At 69.6% G+C, this 16,837-nt stretch carries 14 protein-coding genes; 8 read left to right on the forward strand and 6 right to left on the reverse strand.

Annotated elements, in window-relative coordinates:
• Window positions 1-50 precede the first annotated feature (50 nt).
• Complete coding sequence (locus tag ACTWJ9_RS24445; RefSeq protein WP_279336408.1) at window positions 51-335, reverse strand: hypothetical protein; 285 nt, start codon at window positions 333-335, stop codon at window positions 51-53.
• 118 nt (window positions 336-453) lie between these two features.
• Between ACTWJ9_RS24445 and ACTWJ9_RS24450 the strand changes: the two genes are divergently transcribed.
• Together ACTWJ9_RS24450 and ACTWJ9_RS24455 are read left to right on the forward strand one after the other, a co-directional pair.
• Complete coding sequence (locus tag ACTWJ9_RS24450) at window positions 454-1,302, forward strand: Scr1 family TA system antitoxin-like transcriptional regulator (protein WP_443294786.1); 849 nt, start codon at window positions 454-456, stop codon at window positions 1,300-1,302.
• Window positions 1,278-1,484, forward strand: coding sequence for a DUF397 domain-containing protein (locus ACTWJ9_RS24455; protein ID WP_443294787.1), 207 nt, complete (start codon window positions 1,278-1,280; stop codon window positions 1,482-1,484). Before ACTWJ9_RS24450 ends, ACTWJ9_RS24455 begins: the two co-directional genes overlap by 25 nt.
• A gap of 86 nt (window positions 1,485-1,570) precedes the next feature.
• Here the strand turns inward: ACTWJ9_RS24455 and ACTWJ9_RS24460 are convergent, their stop codons facing one another.
• From ACTWJ9_RS24460 to ACTWJ9_RS24470, 3 genes are all read right to left on the reverse strand, one after another.
• Window positions 1,571-2,047, reverse strand: coding sequence for a hypothetical protein (locus ACTWJ9_RS24460; protein ID WP_279336411.1), 477 nt, complete (start codon window positions 2,045-2,047; stop codon window positions 1,571-1,573).
• Between the two features lie 148 nt (window positions 2,048-2,195).
• Window positions 2,196-2,798, reverse strand: coding sequence for a hypothetical protein (locus ACTWJ9_RS24465; RefSeq protein WP_279336412.1), 603 nt, complete (start codon window positions 2,796-2,798; stop codon window positions 2,196-2,198).
• 166 nt (window positions 2,799-2,964) lie between these two features.
• On the reverse strand, window positions 2,965-3,381 hold the full coding sequence (locus ACTWJ9_RS24470; RefSeq protein WP_279336413.1) for a hypothetical protein: 417 nt from the start codon (window positions 3,379-3,381) through the stop codon (window positions 2,965-2,967).
• A gap of 329 nt (window positions 3,382-3,710) precedes the next feature.
• Between ACTWJ9_RS24470 and ACTWJ9_RS24475 the strand changes: the two genes are divergently transcribed.
• From ACTWJ9_RS24475 to ACTWJ9_RS24495, 5 genes are all read left to right on the forward strand, one after another.
• Complete coding sequence (locus tag ACTWJ9_RS24475; protein WP_279336414.1) at window positions 3,711-5,087, forward strand: AAA family ATPase; 1,377 nt, start codon at window positions 3,711-3,713, stop codon at window positions 5,085-5,087.
• Window positions 5,088-5,131: 44 nt separating this feature from the next.
• Window positions 5,132-5,824 (forward strand): HNH endonuclease, encoded by a 693-nt coding sequence (locus ACTWJ9_RS24480; protein ID WP_279336415.1) that lies wholly within the window; start codon window positions 5,132-5,134, stop codon window positions 5,822-5,824.
• A gap of 180 nt (window positions 5,825-6,004) precedes the next feature.
• Entirely contained in the window at window positions 6,005-7,378 is a 1,374-nt protein-coding gene (locus ACTWJ9_RS24485) for an alpha-amylase (RefSeq protein WP_279336416.1), read from the forward strand.
• A gap of 204 nt (window positions 7,379-7,582) precedes the next feature.
• Window positions 7,583-12,994, forward strand: coding sequence for a pullulanase-type alpha-1,6-glucosidase (pulA, locus tag ACTWJ9_RS24490; protein ID WP_443294788.1), 5,412 nt, complete (start codon window positions 7,583-7,585; stop codon window positions 12,992-12,994).
• A gap of 53 nt (window positions 12,995-13,047) precedes the next feature.
• A complete protein-coding gene (locus ACTWJ9_RS24495) occupies window positions 13,048-13,410 on the forward strand; it encodes a 5-carboxymethyl-2-hydroxymuconate Delta-isomerase (RefSeq protein ID WP_279336418.1) in 363 nt (120 codons plus the stop codon).
• A 54-nt stretch (window positions 13,411-13,464) separates the two neighbouring features.
• Here ACTWJ9_RS24495 and ACTWJ9_RS24500 read toward each other — a convergent pair whose 3' ends face one another.
• Entirely contained in the window at window positions 13,465-14,160 is a 696-nt protein-coding gene (locus tag ACTWJ9_RS24500; protein ID WP_279336419.1) for a TetR/AcrR family transcriptional regulator, read from the reverse strand.
• Between the two features lie 64 nt (window positions 14,161-14,224).
• A complete protein-coding gene (locus ACTWJ9_RS24505) occupies window positions 14,225-16,204 on the reverse strand; it encodes a hypothetical protein (RefSeq protein WP_279336420.1) in 1,980 nt (659 codons plus the stop codon).
• A 169-nt stretch (window positions 16,205-16,373) separates the two neighbouring features.
• Between ACTWJ9_RS24505 and ACTWJ9_RS24510 the strand changes: the two genes are divergently transcribed.
• On the forward strand, window positions 16,374-16,817 hold the full coding sequence (locus ACTWJ9_RS24510; protein WP_279336421.1) for a hypothetical protein: 444 nt from the start codon (window positions 16,374-16,376) through the stop codon (window positions 16,815-16,817).
• The last annotated feature ends 20 nt before the right edge of the window (window positions 16,818-16,837 follow it).

Below are 16,837 nucleotides of genomic sequence, written 5' to 3' on the forward strand. Positions count from 1 at the left end.
CCGCTTCCTCCGGGGAAGCGGCGGGCCCTCGCCACGCATGACGGACACCCTCAAGTCCGCTGCCCGCCCCGCCGGTTCACCTCGCGCACCCTGGCGCTCAGCTCGGCGGTGCGACACCCCTCCCGCAACGCCTCCGCCAGCTTGCGCGCCGTGCCCGGATCGCAGCGTCCGAGATCCACCAGCGGCGGCAGATAGTCACTGGCCAGCGAAACGGTGTCGAGCCCCAACGAGGGCAGGAGCACACCGGCCTCGTCCAGTGCCAGGGAGAGTTCGTTCCTGGCCTCGTCGGCGTCCCGGATCGCGGCCGCACGCCTCGTACGTTCCTGTGGTGCCATGATTGCGGTGCCCTTCCTTCATGATGATCCCGACTCTCCCCACGATCATCGGTACGTGACGCTAAGCTCACTAAGGGTGACGATTTTCGTTGCGCCGGACCGAAAACGGGGACAGGCGATGCCCGCACCGAAGGAGCTCGACCCCTCCGCGTCCCTGCCGGCGCTCTACGGCATGAAGTTGCGCAAGCTCCGCGTCCGCGCCGGGTTCACCCAACGCGGGCTCGGCGACCTGATCCCCGTCGCCCACAGCCGTATCGCCCAGTTCGAACTGGGCAAGGAGACACCACCCGAGGACGTCAACACCAGGCTGGATGAGATTCTGGAGGCCGACGGCGACCTGGTCGACCTGTGGACCCACATCAAGCGGACGCCGATCCCGGACTGGGCACGGAAGTTCGTGACGTACGAGGCCAGGGCGAACGCCATGCACAAGTACACGGCACACAGCGTCCCGGGTCTGCTGCAGACCGAGGCCTACGCACGGGAGGTACTGCGCCATGGACAACCGTGGTGCACGGTGGAGGAGATCGAGGAGAAGGTGACGGCGCGGCTGAGTCGGCAGAGCCTGCTCCGGAAGCCGCAACCGCCGCTGTTGTGGGTGGTGCTCGACGAGTCGGTGATCCGGCGCCCGGTGGAAGGCCCGACCGTCATGCGGGAGCAGTTGGCCTCCGTGCTGGAAGTCGCCCGCACCCCGCGCATCGAGGTGCAGGTGATGCTCTTCGTCGCGGGGGCCCACTCCGCCATGGGCGGCTCGCTCACCCTCCTGTCGTTCGACAACGCGCCGGACGTGGCCTACCTGGAGGCGGGCCACTCGGGTGAGTTGGTGGAAGACCGGGCCATGGTGGCCCGGCACTCCCATCGTTACGCTCTCGTCCATGCCCGAGCCCTGCCACCAGAGGCATCCGCGGCCCTGATCCGGCGGGCCATGAAGGAGTACGAGACATGCGCAGTGCCCGACCCGACCTGACGGCCGCAGTGTGGCGCAAGAGCACGTACAGCGACGGCGGCGGCGACTGCCTGGAACTCGCCGACAACATCCCCGGCACCGTCCCCGTCCGCGACAGCAAGAACCCCACCGGCACGACCCTGCTGCTCGGCACCTCTGCCTGGACCGCCTTCCTCGACGGCATACGGACCAGCGCGCACTGATGTGGGTCACAACAGTGACCGCAGCGCTGAGTCGTGCTCGTCACGCCATCGTGACCAGGATGACTCTTGATCACGACGGACTTGAATCAGCCCTGCCCCTCGGACTGCTCCGCCTGCTTCTCGGTGAGCCCCTCCGAAGCCGCGATACGCGTGGGTCGGGCCCGCCGGTGCAGGACTGCGCCGGCACAGACCAGGGCGACGGCAAGACCCGCCAGCACACAGACGAGAACGTTGATCGACATGGAGACGTGCTCCACTGCGGCGCCGTCGGAGTAGACGCAGGCGTTACGAAGAGGCCAGTGCTCCTGCTCGATACTTGCCAACTCGGCACCTGAGGCGTTCCGGTCTTCGCACACCTCGGGAAACGGCCCTCCCATGGCCACGGAGAACCAGCCGTAGCAGTACACGGCTGCTGCCGAAGAACCGAAGACCAGAACGAGAACGGCACAGAGTCTGGACAGAGACAGGGGCGGGTTGTCCAGCAACAGAAAAACGGTCACGATGCCTGCCGCCGCAGCAGCCAGGCTGATGAGCATCAGCATGCCCATCAGAGCGAATGACATGGTGTCACCTTGTTTTCGTTGACGTAACGGACTGTGGCGCCGCCATCCGACAACAACTCCTCGAATCGCCCCCCGCCGTCGCTGCCACTGCGGCCTGGCACACCCTCATGTCCGCCGGTTGCGTCGGCCAACTCGGCTGTCAGCGGATTCAGGGCTGACGCGCCGCCTCGCGCAGTCGGTCACGCGCAGCCCGCAGCAAGCTCTGCGACCACTCCGCACGGGTGACTCCCTCGGGCAGACTCGTCAACTCGGCGTGGCCGGCGCCCAGCCCGCGGGCGATCGCCTCCACCGCGAAACGCTGCATGAGATCGTCGTTGTACTCACCGCGGCCTTCCTCGGCGAGCTTCAGCAGGGCGCGGAGGAGTTCGGCGTCGAACCCGTCGTGCAGGATCGCTCCCGCCCCCGAGACCGCGGCCACGAACGCGTCGTCACTCAGGTCCCATTCGGGGGAGCCCAGCAACTCGAGGATCTGCTTGGAGTACTTCGCTCCCATTCTCCAGTGCCCCGTGAGTACCTGAACGGCGAGCCCCGAGACCTCGGGGTCCTCGGGGTGGATCAGATAGGTGGCGATCAGCGGCTCGTATGCCGGGCCGCCCGCACGGGCCACCGCGTACAACAGCCAGTAGAGGTCCCGGCCGGCCCGGCCCTCGGAAATGGCCCGGGCGATCTCCTTCACCTCCTGCGACGGGATGGTGCCGTCCTTCGCCCGTGCGATCAGCTGCCGCACATGTGCATCATGCGCCACTGCCATGCTCCACTCACTTGACTCTGGGGGTGAACTGCTCGGAGAAGTCCAGCATTCTGCTGCCCCGCCCCGAGGCGGCGACGAGAAGGTCTCGCACGGCCGCTGGGGGGTCCGCAGCGGCTGTGCGAGATCCGGTGGCCGCCCCAATTACCGGCCAGCGTAGATGCGTGCCTCAGAACCCCGGGGCTGGGAGGAAACCCGGCCACCATGAGGGAACGCCGCTGGGGCAGTCATAGGTGGTGCCACTCCAGAAGAGGGAGAGAGCGCACCAGGAAACGGCGGAGAGAGTCACCGCGAGGGCGAAGAAGTGGAGAAAGGGACGGTTCCCAAGCAGGATGCCCACCGTAACCCAGCCCAACAGTAGGCCCGTCGAGAGGCCCGGGATGAAGAGGAAGAGTAGGAAGCCACTGTTGGCTGCGTTGTTCACTCCCACGTCGCAGGCGTTCCACGCCCTGCCCAGGAGTATGGCCACGAGTACGGCGAGAGCCGGTCCCACCACCGTGCCGAGACATCCATACAGCCGTCGGTCCCCCATGTGCCCCCTCAATTCGTCGTCCGCTCCGGAAAGCATCGGAGCCGCACCGCTCATCACTTTATCCACCCGCTTACGCAATTCCCTGGCCAACGGGGACCGGCTTGACCCTTGGCGGACGGACCGGTCCCGGCGGGAGGCCCGGGCTGCGGTGCCGTCCCCGTCTGCGACAGCAAGAACCCTCACGGGACCAGTCCTGTTCGTTGTCCCCTCCGCCTGGGCCGCGTTCGTCGAAGGCATACGGCACAGCACATCCTGATGCTGGTCCTTCGGATTAGTCGTGCCGTTCGAACGGCTGCCGATGACAAGGCCTGACCTCGTCTAGGCTGACGTGGCGAAACAGCACGGGTATCCGGCAGGCAACGGCGGATCGGGCGGATCGGATCATGTACCTCTCCAGGGTCTACCTGGCCAATATCAAGTCGTTCGACGAGGTGGACCTCGAACTGGTCCGGCCCGATGGTTCGTACGCGGGGTGGACGGTACTGGCCGGCCGTAACGGCTCGGGCAAGACCACATTGCTGCGGGCGATCTCCCTGGCCGTGAGCGGTCCCGCCGCCGCGCGCAGTCTGATGCCGGCATTCGAGAACTGGGTCGCGCACGGTGAACGCAGGGCGCATTCCGAAGTGGAGTTGGCGCACGACCCCGCGTTCGATCGCTTCACACAGGGGCGTCGGCCGTCCAAGGCGTTCTGGTCGGGTCTGCGGTGGGTTCTTCCTCCAGAGACCGGCCATGGGAAGGGGAAGCCCGGCAGAGTGGTGCAACCCTCTCTGGACCCGGTCAACTACACCGGCGCCAAGACGATCACCGCTCAACGCGGCCCCTGGGCCGACAATCCGGAAGGCTGGTTCTGTGCTGCCTACGGCCCCTTCCGGAGGCTTGCCGGAGGCTCGGGAGAGGTGCAGCGGCTCATGACGGCCGCAGGGCCGGTGGCCCGGCAGGCGAGTCTGTTCCACGAGGACGCCTCGCTCGCCGAAGGCGTGACATGGCTCATCGAACAGCATCTGCGGGCGCTTGAGCAGCGGGAGGGAGCCGAGGAGCTGCTGGCCTCCGCGTTGGAGATCCTCGGGGACGACCTGCTGCCCGACGACTGCCGGATCGACGGTGTCGACTCCGAAGGGCTATGGGTGGTGCACCGGGAGCGCCGCTTCCCACTGAAGGAGATGAGCGACGGCTACCGGACCGTCGCCGCCCTCGTCGTGGATCTCCTGAGGCAGATCTACGACGCCTATGGCGAGCTGGACGTGTTCTACGACGAGGAGACCGAGATTCCGATCGCCGACTATCCGGGAGTCGTGATCATCGACGAGGTCGACGCGCACCTGCACGTCTCCTGGCAGAGGCGCATCGGCAGTTGGCTCACTTCGCACTTCCCCCGCATTCAGTTCATCGTCACCACCCACAGCCCGTACATCTGCCAGTCGGCCGATCCGGGAGGTCTCATCCGGCTTCCGGGTGCTCAGGAGGAAGGGCGGGTCGAGAAGGTCTCGCCGGACGTGTACGACAGGGTCGTGTACGGAAGCGGGGACGACGCCGTGCTGTCGTACCTGTTCGGGCTCGACACGCCCTACTCGGAGAAGGCGGAACGGACGCGGAGCGAGCTTGTGGCGCTGGAGATGGGTGTGCTGCGGGGCAGAGCGAGCGATGAACAACGCATGCGTTACCGAGAGTTGAAGCGCAAGCTGGTGAGCTCCCCGGCGACCCGCGTGGACGAGGTAGCCGCGCGGCTGCGTGACCGAGCCGACGACGAGTGGTCGGCGTGATCAGGATTCAGCGAACCGGTCTGCCTCAGCAGACACGTCGGCGTATGACCGCCTACACACAGGAGATAGGCAAGGCCGGGAAACCGGTGGACCGCGCTCGAGGTCTGTGGAAGCACACCACCGTGCGACGTCACGTTCACGCCGTGCTGAGCGCGACCCTGGCCGAGATGGCCCCCGGTGTCGAGCGGTGTATGTACTGCGGCGACAACCAGGGCACCGACATCGACCACTTCGAGCCGCTGAGCCGGGCCCCGCTGCGCACCTTCGACTGGCACAACCACCTGCTCGCCTGCTCCCTCTGCAACAGCCACCAGAAGCGAGAGGCGTTTCCCGTCGACCCCCGAGGACGCCCTCTGCTGATCGACCCCAGCAGCGAGGACCCGGCCGATCACCTCCATCTGGTGCTCGCGGTGGGTGAGTACCTGCCTCTGACACCCAGGGGAGAGGCGACCTGCGAGGTCTTCGGGCTCAACCGCGGAGTGCTGGTACGAGGCCGGCGGAAGGTCTACCGGATCACCCGGTTGTGCATCGAGGAGTGGCTGCGCGCCCACGAGAAGGGGGACGACGAGGGCGTGCGGGAGTGGACGAGCACCGTATGGGAACAGCCGACCGCCGATGTGGTGTACGCGATGTTCCACCAGGCGATGGCCCCCGGAGCAAAGGACGTGTTCGCCGATGACCCCGGGGTGCTGCGACTGCTGACGGATGAGCGGGTGCGGGCGGGGCTGCTCGGCTGATCCCGGACGGACCGGCAGGCCGTCGTGCCGGGATTTCTTGCCGCAACTTCGTGCGGGGTGCTGCCCTTTCGGAGGGTGAAGCTTTAACATCTGCGTCACGCAAGGTTTCTGAAGGTTTCAGCAAGAACCTTCAGAGGCCTTCGCACTCCCCACACCCTTCGATGAAGAAGGACACCCCACATGGCACGCAGAACCCTCGCCGGGGTCGCCGCGCTCGCGGTTGCCTCGGTTGTCATGACCCCGACTGTCGCGCAGGCCGCGCCGCCCGGGAACAAGGACGTCACCGCCGTCCTGTTCGAGTGGAACTTCAACTCGGTCGCCCGCGAGTGTACGAACACCCTCGGCCCCGCCGGGTACGGATACGTCCAGGTCTCCCCGCCCGCCGAGCACATACAGGGCTCGCAGTGGTGGACGTCGTACCAGCCGGTGAGCTACAAGATCGCCGGCCGGCTCGGCGACCGCACCGCGTTCCGGAACATGGTGAACACCTGCCACGCGGCCGGTGTGAAGGTCGTCGCCGACGCCGTCATCAACCACATGTCCGCGGGCAACGGCACCGGGACCGGCGGCTCGGCGTACACCAAGTACAACTATCCGGGCCTGTACTCGTCGAACGACTTCGACACCTGCACCTCGCAGATCACCAACTACCGGGACCGCTGGAACGTCCAGAACTGCGAACTGGTCGGTCTCGCGGACCTCGACACCGGTGAGGAGTACGTACGGGGGAAGATCGCCGGGTACCTCAACGACCTGCTGTCGCTGGGCGTGGACGGCTTCCGGATCGACGCGGCCAAGCACATGCCGGCCGCCGACCTCGCCACCATCAAGTCCCGGCTCTCCCACCCCGGCGTCTACTGGAAGCAGGAGGCCATCTACGGCGCCGGCGAGGCCGTCCAGCCCAGCGAGTACACCGGCACCGGCGACGTCCAGGAGTTCCGCTACGCGTACGACCTCAAGCGGGTCTTCAACAACGAGAACCTCGCCTACCTGAAGAACTACGGCGAGGGCTGGGGCTACATGAACAGCTCCGTCTCCGGCGTCTTCGTCGACAACCACGACACCGAGCGCAACGGCTCCACGCTCAGCTACAAGGACAACGCCAACTACACCCTGGCCAACGTCTTCATGCTGGCCTGGCCCTACGGCGCCCCGGACATCAACTCCGGCTACGAGTTCTCCGACCACGACGCCGGCCCGCCGAACGGCGGTCAGGTGAACGCCTGTTGGCAGAACGGCTGGAAGTGCCAGCACGCCTGGCCGGAGATCAGGTCCATGGTCGCCTTCCGCAACGCCACCCGCGGGCAGGCCGTCACCAACTGGTGGGACAACGGCAACGACGCGATCGCCTTCGGGCGGGGCAACAAGGGCTTCGTGGCCGTCAACCACGAGTCCGGCTCCCTGACGCGTACCTACCAGACGTCCCTTCCGGCGGGCACCTACTGCAACGTCCAGAACAACACGCAGGTGAGCGTGAACGGTTCGGGGCAGCTGACCGCCACCCTGGGCTCGAACACGGCCCTCGCGGTGTACGCGGGCAAGTCCTCCTGCTGAACCCGCGCCGGTCGCACCGCCGTTCACGGGGGCGGCGCGACCGGCGTCCGCATGCAAATCCTTACCGTTACTTTCAAGACCCTTGCTGTAAAGCTTTCAACGGCGATAGCGTCACGCCCGGAGCCCGGTGACATGGCCGAAACAGGCCGCGCCGTGGCGTGGGGTCGGACCCAAACGTGCCGTAATCGCAAGGAGTTCACGCCTGTGATACCCAGCTGGCCCGCGCCCCAGGGGCGCCGCACCGCGCGGGGGAGGCGGGTCGCCGCCGTCACCGTGGCCGCGCTCGCCGTGGCCCTCGTGCAGCCGCTCTCCGCCGGAGCCGCCACACCGCCCAAGCCCCCGTCCGACGCCCGACTGGCGAAGGAGCCCGCGCGGCACGACCTGACCCGGGAGCAGTTCTACTTCGTGCTGCCGGACCGGTTCGCCAACGGTGACACGAGGAACGACCGGGGTGGGCTGACCGGTTCGCGTCTGACCACCGGGTACGACCCCACCGACAAGGGGTTCTACCAGGGCGGTGACCTCAAGGGGCTGACGAAGAAGCTCGACTACATCAAGGGGCTCGGCACCACGTCCATCTGGATGGCGCCGATCTTCAAGAACCAGCCCGTCCAGGGCACCGGCAAGGACGCGAGCGCCGGCTACCACGGGTACTGGATCACCGACTTCACCCAGGTCGACCCGCACTTCGGCACCAACAAGGACCTCGAGACCCTCATCGACAAGGCCCACGCCAAGGGCATGAAGGTCTTCTTCGACGTCATCACCAACCACACCGCCGACGTCGTCGACTACGAGGAGAAGTCCTACGACTACCTCTCCAAGGGCGCCTTCCCCTACCTGACCGAGGACGGGAAGCCCTTCGACGACGCCGACTACGCCGACGGCGCGAAGAAGTTCCCGCGCGTCGACGCCGGTTCCTTCCCGCGCACCCCGGTCGTCCCCGCCGCGAAGAAGAACGTCAAGGTCCCGGCGTGGCTCAACGACCCGACGATGTACCACAACCGGGGCGACTCCACCTTCGCCGGCGAGTCCAGCGAGCACGGCGACTTCTCCGGCCTCGACGACCTGTGGACCGAGCGTCCCGAGGTCGTCGACGGCATGGAGAAGATCTACCAGCGGTGGGTCAAGGACTTCGACATCGACGGCTTCCGGATCGACACCGTGAAGCACGTCAACATGGAGTTCTGGACCCAGTGGGCCACCGCCCTGGACGCCTACGCGGCCAAGAAGGGCCGGGACGACTTCTTCATGTTCGGCGAGGTCTACTCCGCCGACACGGACGTCACCGCCCCGTACGTCACCGAGGGCCGCCTCGACGCCACCCTCGACTTCCCCTTCCAGGAGGCGGCCCGCCAGTACGCCTCCCAGGGCGGCAGCGCGCAGAAACTCGCCTCGGTCTTCGGCGACGACCACAAGTACACGACCGACAAGGCCAACGCCTACGAGCAGGTCACCTTCCTCGGCAACCACGACATGGGCCGCATCGGGACGTTCCTCAAGCAGGACGACCCGAAGGCGTCCGACGCCGAACTGCTGAAGAAGGCCATGCTGGCCAACGAGCTGATGTTCCTCAGCCGCGGCAACCCGGTCGTCTACTACGGCGACGAGCAGGGCTTCACCGGCGCCGGCGGCGACAAGGACGCCCGCCAGACCCTGTTCGCCTCCCGCACCGCCGACTACCTCGACGACGACCTGATCGGCACCGACCGCACCCACGCCGAGGACACCTACGACACCAGGTCCCCGCTCTACCGGCAGATCAGCGCCCTCGCGAAGCTCCGCACGGCCCACCCGGCCCTCACCGACGGCGTCCAGCAGCAGCGGTACGCGGCCGACGGCCCCGGCGTCCACGCCTTCTCCCGCACCGGCACGGGCAAGGACACCACCGAGTACGTCGTCGCCTTCAACAACGCCGAGGAGGCGAGGAAGGCCACCTTCGCCACGAACTCGGCCCGTATGACCTTCCGCGGCATCCACGGCACCGACGCCTCCGTGACCAGCGGCGCCGACCGGAAGATCACCGTCACCGTCCCGGCCGGCTCGGCGATCGTCCTCAAGGCGTCCGGCCCGCTCGCCAAGCCCGTCACCAAGCCCACGGTCACCCTCAAGGCCCCCGAGGCGGGCGCCACCGGCACCGTCGAGCTGACCGCCGACGTCGAGGGCGGACAGCTCAACCGGGTCGTCTTCGCCGCCCAGACCGGCGACGGGAAGTGGCAGACCCTCGGCTCCGCCGACCACGCCCCCCACCAGGTCACCCACACCATCGGCGCGGACGTCCCGGCCGGCACCGCCCTGCGCTACAAGGCCGTGGTGATCGACTCGGCCGGCCGCACCGCGAGCGCGACGGCCGCCTCCACCACCGGCACCCCGCCCGTCGCGGAGCCGCCGTCCACCGCCTCCCGCGACCACGCGATCGTCCACTACCGGCGCGCCGACGGCGACTACGACGACTGGGGCCTGTACGCCTGGGGCGACCTCGCCGAGGGCGAGGCCACCGAATGGCCGGACAGCCACCCCTTCACCGGCCGCGACGCCTACGGCGCCTTCGCCTACGTCAAGCTCAAGCCGGGCGCCTCGGACCTCGGCTTCCTCGTCATCGACAAGGACGGGAACAAGGACGTCTCCACCGACCGCACGATCGACCTCACCAGGACCGGTGAGGTCTGGATCGAGCAGGGCGAGGAGACCGTCACCACCGAACGCCCCGAGTACCCGGCGCAGGACACGACCAAGGCGGTGCTCCACTACCACCGCGCCGACGGGAACTACGACGGCTGGGGCCTGCACACCTGGACCGGTGCCGCGGACCCCACCGACTGGTCGAAACCCCTGGAGCCGGTGAAGACCGATCCCTATGGCGCGGTCTTCGAGGTGCCGCTCACCGAGGGTGCCACCAGCCTCAGCTACATCCTCCACAAGGGCGACGAGAAGGACCTGCCGTCCGACCAGTCGCTCGACCTCACGGCGAACGGCCACGAGGTGTGGCTGGTGAGCGGCCAGGAGAGGTACCTGCTGCCGCAGCCCGCGGGCTCCGCGGCCGCCCTCGACCTGGCCACCTCCAAGGCGGTCTGGATCGACCGGGACACCGTCGTCTGGAACGGCTCCGACGCCGCCGCCTCCACCCAGCTCCTCGCCTCCCGCACCGGCTCGATCAAGGCGCAGGACGGCACGCTCACCGGTGGCGACACGCGCGTGCTCCGGCTGACGAAGGCGGCCCTCACCGACGCCCAGAAGGCGAAGTTCCCGCACCTGAAGGACGACACCGCCTGGGCCGTCGACCCGCGCGACCGGGACCGCGTACGCGAGGCCCTGCGCGGCCAGGTCGTCGCCTCCCAGCGGGCCGCCACCGGCGCCGTGCTCGCCGCGACCGGAGTGCAGACCGCGGGCGTCCTCGACGACCTGTACGCGGCCGGCGCGACCAAGGCACAGCTCGGCCCCGTCTTCCGCGACGGCCGGCCCACGCTCTCCGTGTGGGCGCCGACCGCGCAGCACGTCTCGCTGGAGATCGGCGGCACCACCGCCCGCATGGAGCGCGACGACGCCACCGGCGTCTGGTCCGTCACCGGCCCGAAGTCCTGGAAGGGCAAGCCCTACCGGTACGTCGTGAAGGTGTGGGCGCCCGGCACCCGCGAGATCGTCACCAACAAGGTCACCGACCCGTACTCGCTGGCCCTGACCACCGACTCCCAGCGCAGCCTCGTCGTCGACCTCGGCGACCGCGCTCTCGCCCCCGGGGGCTGGTCGGACCTGGCCAAGCCGAAGGCCGTACCGCTCAAGGACGCCCAGATCCAGGAGCTGCACGTCCGCGACTTCTCCGTCGAGGACCGCACGGCGAAGCAGCCCGGCACCTACCTCGCCTTCACCGACAAGGACAGCGACGGCTCGAAGCACCTGCGGGAGCTGGCGAAGGCCGGCACCTCGTACGTGCACCTGCTGCCCGTGTTCGACATCGCGACCATCCCCGAGAAGAAGTCCGACCAGGCCACCGTCGACTGCGACCTCGCCGCGTACCCGGCCGACTCCGACAAGCAGCAGGAGTGCGTGGCGAAGGCCGCCGCCAAGGACGCCTACAACTGGGGCTACGACCCGTACCACTACACGGTCCCCGAGGGCTCCTACGCCACCGACCCGGAGGGCACGACCCGCACGGTCGAGTTCCGGAAGATGGTCAAGGCGCTCAACGAGGACGGCCTGCGCGTCGTCCTGGACGTCGTCTACAACCACACCGCGGCGAGCGGCCAGGCGGACACCAGCGTCCTGGACCGGATCGTGCCCGGCTACTACCAGCGGCTGCTCGCCGACGGTTCGGTCGCCGACAGCACCTGCTGCGCCAACACCGCGCCCGAGAACGCCATGATGGGCAAGCTCGTCGTGGACTCGGTCGTCACCTGGGCCAAGGAGTACAAGGTCGACGGCTTCCGCTTCGACCTCATGGGCCACCACCCGAAGGCCAACATGCTCGCCGTGCGCAAGGCCCTCGACGCGCTGACCCTCAAGAAGGACGGCGTCGACGGCAAGAAGATCATCCTGTACGGCGAGGGCTGGAACTTCGGCGAGATCGCCGACGACGTCCGCTTCGAGCAGGCCACGCAGCAGAACATGGCCGGAACCGGCATCGCCACCTTCTCCGACCGGGCCCGGGACGCCGTCCGCGGCGGCGGCCCCTTCGACGAGGACCCCGGCGTCCAGGGCTTCGCCTCCGGCCTCCACACCGACCCGAACTCCTCGAAGAGCAACGGCACCGAGGCCGAGCAGAGGGCCCGGCTCCTGCACTACCAGGACCTGATCAAGGTGGGCCTGAGCGGCAACCTCGCCGGGTACCGCTTCACCGACACCGACGGCAAGGAGGTCAAGGGCTCGCAGGTCGACTACAACGGCTCCCCGGCCGGATACGCCGACGCCCCCGGCGACGCCCTCGCCTACGCCGACGCGCACGACAACGAGTCCCTGTTCGACGCGCTCGCCTTCAAGCTGCCGGCCTCCACGAACGCCGACGGCCGGGCGCGCGCACAGGTCCTCGCCATGGCGACGGCCACCCTGTCCCAGGGCCCGGCGCTCTCCCAGGCCGGTACCGACCTGCTGCGCTCCAAGTCCCTGGACCGCAACTCCTACGACAGCGGCGACTGGTTCAACGCCATCCACTGGAACTGCGCCGCGGGCAACGGCTTCGGCCGCGGTCTGCCCCCGGCCGCCGACAACGCCGACAAGTGGCCCCATGCCAAGCCCCTGCTGGGCGCGGTGCAGGTCGGCTGCCCGCAGATCGAGGGCGCCTCGGCCGCCTACCGGGACCTGCTGAGGATCCGGACGACGGAACCGGTCTTCTCCCTCGACACCGCGGAGCAGGTGCAGTCCCGGCTGTCCTTCCCGCTGTCCGGGAAGGACGAGACACCCGGCGTGATCACGATGCGGCTCGGTGACCTGGTCGTGGTGTTCAACGCGACGCCGGAGCAGCGGGAACAGCGCGTCGAGGCCCTCGCCGGCACCGGTTACCGCCTGCACCCGGTGCAGGCCTTGGGATCGGACCCGGTGGTGAAGACCTCGTCCTACGCGGCGAAGACCGGCACCTTCACCGTCCCGGCCCGCACGGTCGCGGTGTTCACCACGGCCGGCTGACGGACGGCGCGGGCTAAGGTGGGCCCTCCGAGCTGCAACTGGAGGGCCCACCGATGCCGCAGATCACCGTCGACTACTCCGATCAGCTGAAGGCCGGCTTCGACTTCGACCGGCGCGCCTTCGCACGGGACCTGCACACCACCGTGGTGGAGATCGCGGCGGCCAGGCCGGCGGCGTGCAAGACCCGGTTCCGCCGGACCGAGGACGTCGTGGTCGGCCCCGACATCGATGGCCACGCCCTGGTGCACGTCCACATCGGACTACTCCCCGGGCGGACCGAGGAGGCCAAGGCCCGGCTCACCGAGGCCGTCCTGGAACTGGTCCGGCAGCACGTGAAGTCCCTCGACGGCACGATGCTGCACGCCTCCGCGGAGGTACGCGAGCTCGACGCTTCGTACCGGAAGTTCGAAGAATAGGGGCGTAGGGGCGTAGAGAAGTAGGGCGTGGGGAAGCAGCAGCCGGGCGGCCGGTCAGGGCGAGGACGCCAGCGCGATCAGCCGGGTGACCAGGTCGGTGAACGGCCCGTCCCCCGGTTCGTCCTTGAGCAGGCCGCGCAGCAACGTGCCCAGCTCCTCGTCGTGCGCCGCGGCCACGGCGGCGAGCGCCGCGAAGTCGTGCACCAGCTGGACCTCCAGCTCGGCCCGCGGTATGCGCCGGCCGTCCAGCCAGATCAGCGCCGTCGACTCGGCGAGCGAGATCCAGGAACGCACCACCAGCTCCAGCCGCGCGGGCGGATCCACCGCGCCCATGTGCGACAGGATCTGTTCGTACGCCCGCTGCCGCACGGAGTCGACCAGTGCGTTGGTGGTCGACGAGCCGACCGCCGGGCCGCCGCGCATCAGGGCGGAGAAACCCGGCCCGTGCTCGTCGACGAAGTCGAAGTACCGGCCCATCACGCGCAGCAGCCGGGCTCCCAGCGGGCCCTCGTGCGGCTCCACGAACCGTGACGCGAGATCGTCCGAGGCACGCCTCAACGCGGCCTCGTAGAGGCTGAGTTTGCCGGGGAAGTAGTGGTAGACCAGCGGGCGCGAGATACCGGCCTTCGAGGCGATCTCGTCGATGGAGACCTCGTCGGGCGAGCGACGGCTGAACAGTTCGAGGGCGACGCCGATCAACTGCTGCCGGCGCTCCTCGACTCCCATTCTGCGGCGTACCCCGGTAGTCATACCCCCAGCCTACCGATCGATTCCGGACTCGAACGGTCCGGACCGGACGGCGGTGATCACCGGGTCAGCCGAGGCCGGTGATCGAGCCCCCGTCCTTCCGGGTGCCCACAAGGTCGGCCTGGGCGCCCCGTTCGGCCTCGACGGTCAGCAGATTGCCCTGTGCGGTGCCCTGGACACCGCCCGTCGCGGTGACGGACGTCGTGCCGCGGCTGCCGGCGGCCAGCAGGTACCAGGTGCCCGCCGGGGACTTCCACAGCACCCCGGCCAGCACCCGCGGCGCACGCGCCCCGCACTGCGGAACGTCCTCGGCCTTGGCCACCGCCGTCCCGGACGGCCTGCCCGGCGTGTGGAACTGCGCCAGCACCCGGCTGCCACCGCCCCGCCAGGTCTCGGCCCGGGTGCACACCCAGTCCGCGGGGCCTCTCGCGCCGTCCGGCAGCGGCTGCTCGGCGAACGCCCACGCGTTCACGCTCCGTACGCCCGCCGAACGCACCGAGACCAGCGAGCACGCGAACGGCGCCCAGGCACGCAGCGTCCCGGCGCCGGACGTCTCACCGGCGGCCCCGGGCCGTCCCGCGGTCAGCCGGGCCGGGACCAGCTCGGCGAGGTCGGTCATCAGCCGGGTGCCGGCCTTGTCGGTCAGCTCCAGCACGTTCCACGAGGTGCACGAACCGGCCCGCAGCGCCGGACTGGCCAGCGGCGAGGTGACCCCGTCGGTGAGCGTGAGGTCCGTCGCGTCGGCGTCGGGCTCGCGCAGGTCCCGGTGACGGGCCTCGCGTACCCAAGGGGCCGCCAGATAGCGGACGTTGCCGTCGACCCGGCTCAGCACCACCGCACTCGCCCCGGCCCGGTCCGCGCCGTCGACCCGGGCGAGGTCGAGGACGGCGCCCCGGGCGCCGCTCTCCGGCTCGGCGTACCTGGCGATGCGCAGACCGTCGTGGAGGATCACCACGCGCGCGCTGTCGACGGTCCCCGCGTACAGCAGCTGGGGCGGTCCGGCCGGGCCGCCGGACGGGGTGCCCGGCGTCGCCGACACCTGGACCCGCTCGCCGGGCCGGGCCCACACGGCGAGGGCGCGGCGCAGCAGGCCCCTGTCACCGGTCAGGTCGCCGCGGGCGGGCCACACGGAGAAGTCGGTGCGCGCGGAGGCCTTCCAGAGGGAGGGGGAGACCCGGGTCAGCTTCGCCGGGTCCAGGGCGGCCTGCGCGGCCGGGTTCCGCGCGTACGGCGGCGCGGCGGCACCGTCCGGCCCCCAGCCGTCACCCGGCAGCCCGAGCAGTGCGCCGCAGACGACGAGCGCGCACCCCGCGGCCAGCGCGACCTTCAGATGCCGCCGGCGGCGCAGCAGATCGGTGGGCCGGGCCTGGAGCGAGCAGGGGTCGAACTCGGGGGAGTCGAGCAGCCGGTACTCGGCCGGCACCCCGTCGGCCTCGCGCAGCGCGGCGGCCGCGTCGGCGACCCCCGCGTCGGTGAGGACCCTGCGTACGTCGTCGTCCGCGAGCCGCTCGAGGCCCCGCAGCACGTAGGCGGCGCGGGCCGGTCCGGACAGGGCGGACAGCCGCTGGTCCAGGGCGAGTTCGTCGGCGCCACCGGACCGCGGGTGCAGCCGCAGCCCCCACACCCGGGGCAGCGGCGGAGACAGCAGCGCCCGCCGGAGCGGCCCGCCCGCCCGCAGCGCCGTACGCACCACCTGCAGCCGGACCAGCGCGTACCCGGGATCGCCGTCCCGCCCGGGGGCGGGGGCGGCCTGCGGGGCCTCGGCGGACTGGATGGCCTCGGGGGACTGGACCGCCTGGACCGTTTGGACCGTCTGGGCGGGGATCACGGGCGCCGCGGTGCGGCCGCGGGGCAGCGCGCGCTGGGCCAGGGCGTGCGCGGTCAGCACCCGCCTGCTCCGGCCCGTACCCGGCGGCAGCAGCAGGTAGGCGAGCCGGACGAGCCGCGGATAGTGCTCGGCGAGCGCGGCCTCGGCCTGTTCGACATCGACGACCGGGCCGTCGGAGGAGGAGTGCGGGGGGCGCTGGGCGGCATGCTGTGACTGCACGCCCAGCAGAACGAGCCAACCGGCCGGTAGGTCACTGGGCCGTTCGGACGGCGTCGACCGATTGGGTGGCGTGCGCGTTGAGTACTGCGCGCGTCAAAGCCGTATCGAAGGCGGAGAGCCCCTTGCCGGGGCTCCGTGCGGCATGTCGCCGGAAGGACCGGAGGAACTCATGAGGCTGTCCCGACCGATGCTCGCGCTGACCGGCGCGGTGGCGGTACTGGCGCTGGCGGGCTGCGGGTCCGGCGGAGCCGAGAGCGAGGTGCCCGCCACGGCCACCGGCAGTCTCGAGCACCTGGCCGCCGAGGTGAAGTGCAAGCCGGACATGCAGACCGACGCCGACACCATCCGTCAGGCCATCTGCAAGAAGGGCAAGGAGCAGTACGTCCTGGCCACCTTCGCCACCGACCGCGGCCAGCGGGAGTGGGTCGACATGGCCAAGGACTACGGCGGCTTCTACCTCGTCGGGCGCAAGTGGGTCGCCGTCGGCGAGGAGAACGTGCTCGACGACCTGCGTGGCCGGCTCGGCGGCGACGTGGAGGAGGGCATCGACCACGCCAACATGGACCACGGAGGCGGTGCGCACGCGTCCGGCCACGCCGGGCACGGAGGCTGAACGACGAGCACACCCGGTGC

The sequence above is a fragment of the Streptomyces sp. GDS52 genome (assembly GCF_052246875.1).
GTDB classification, from domain to species: domain Bacteria; phylum Actinomycetota; class Actinomycetes; order Streptomycetales; family Streptomycetaceae; genus Streptomyces; species Streptomyces cathayae.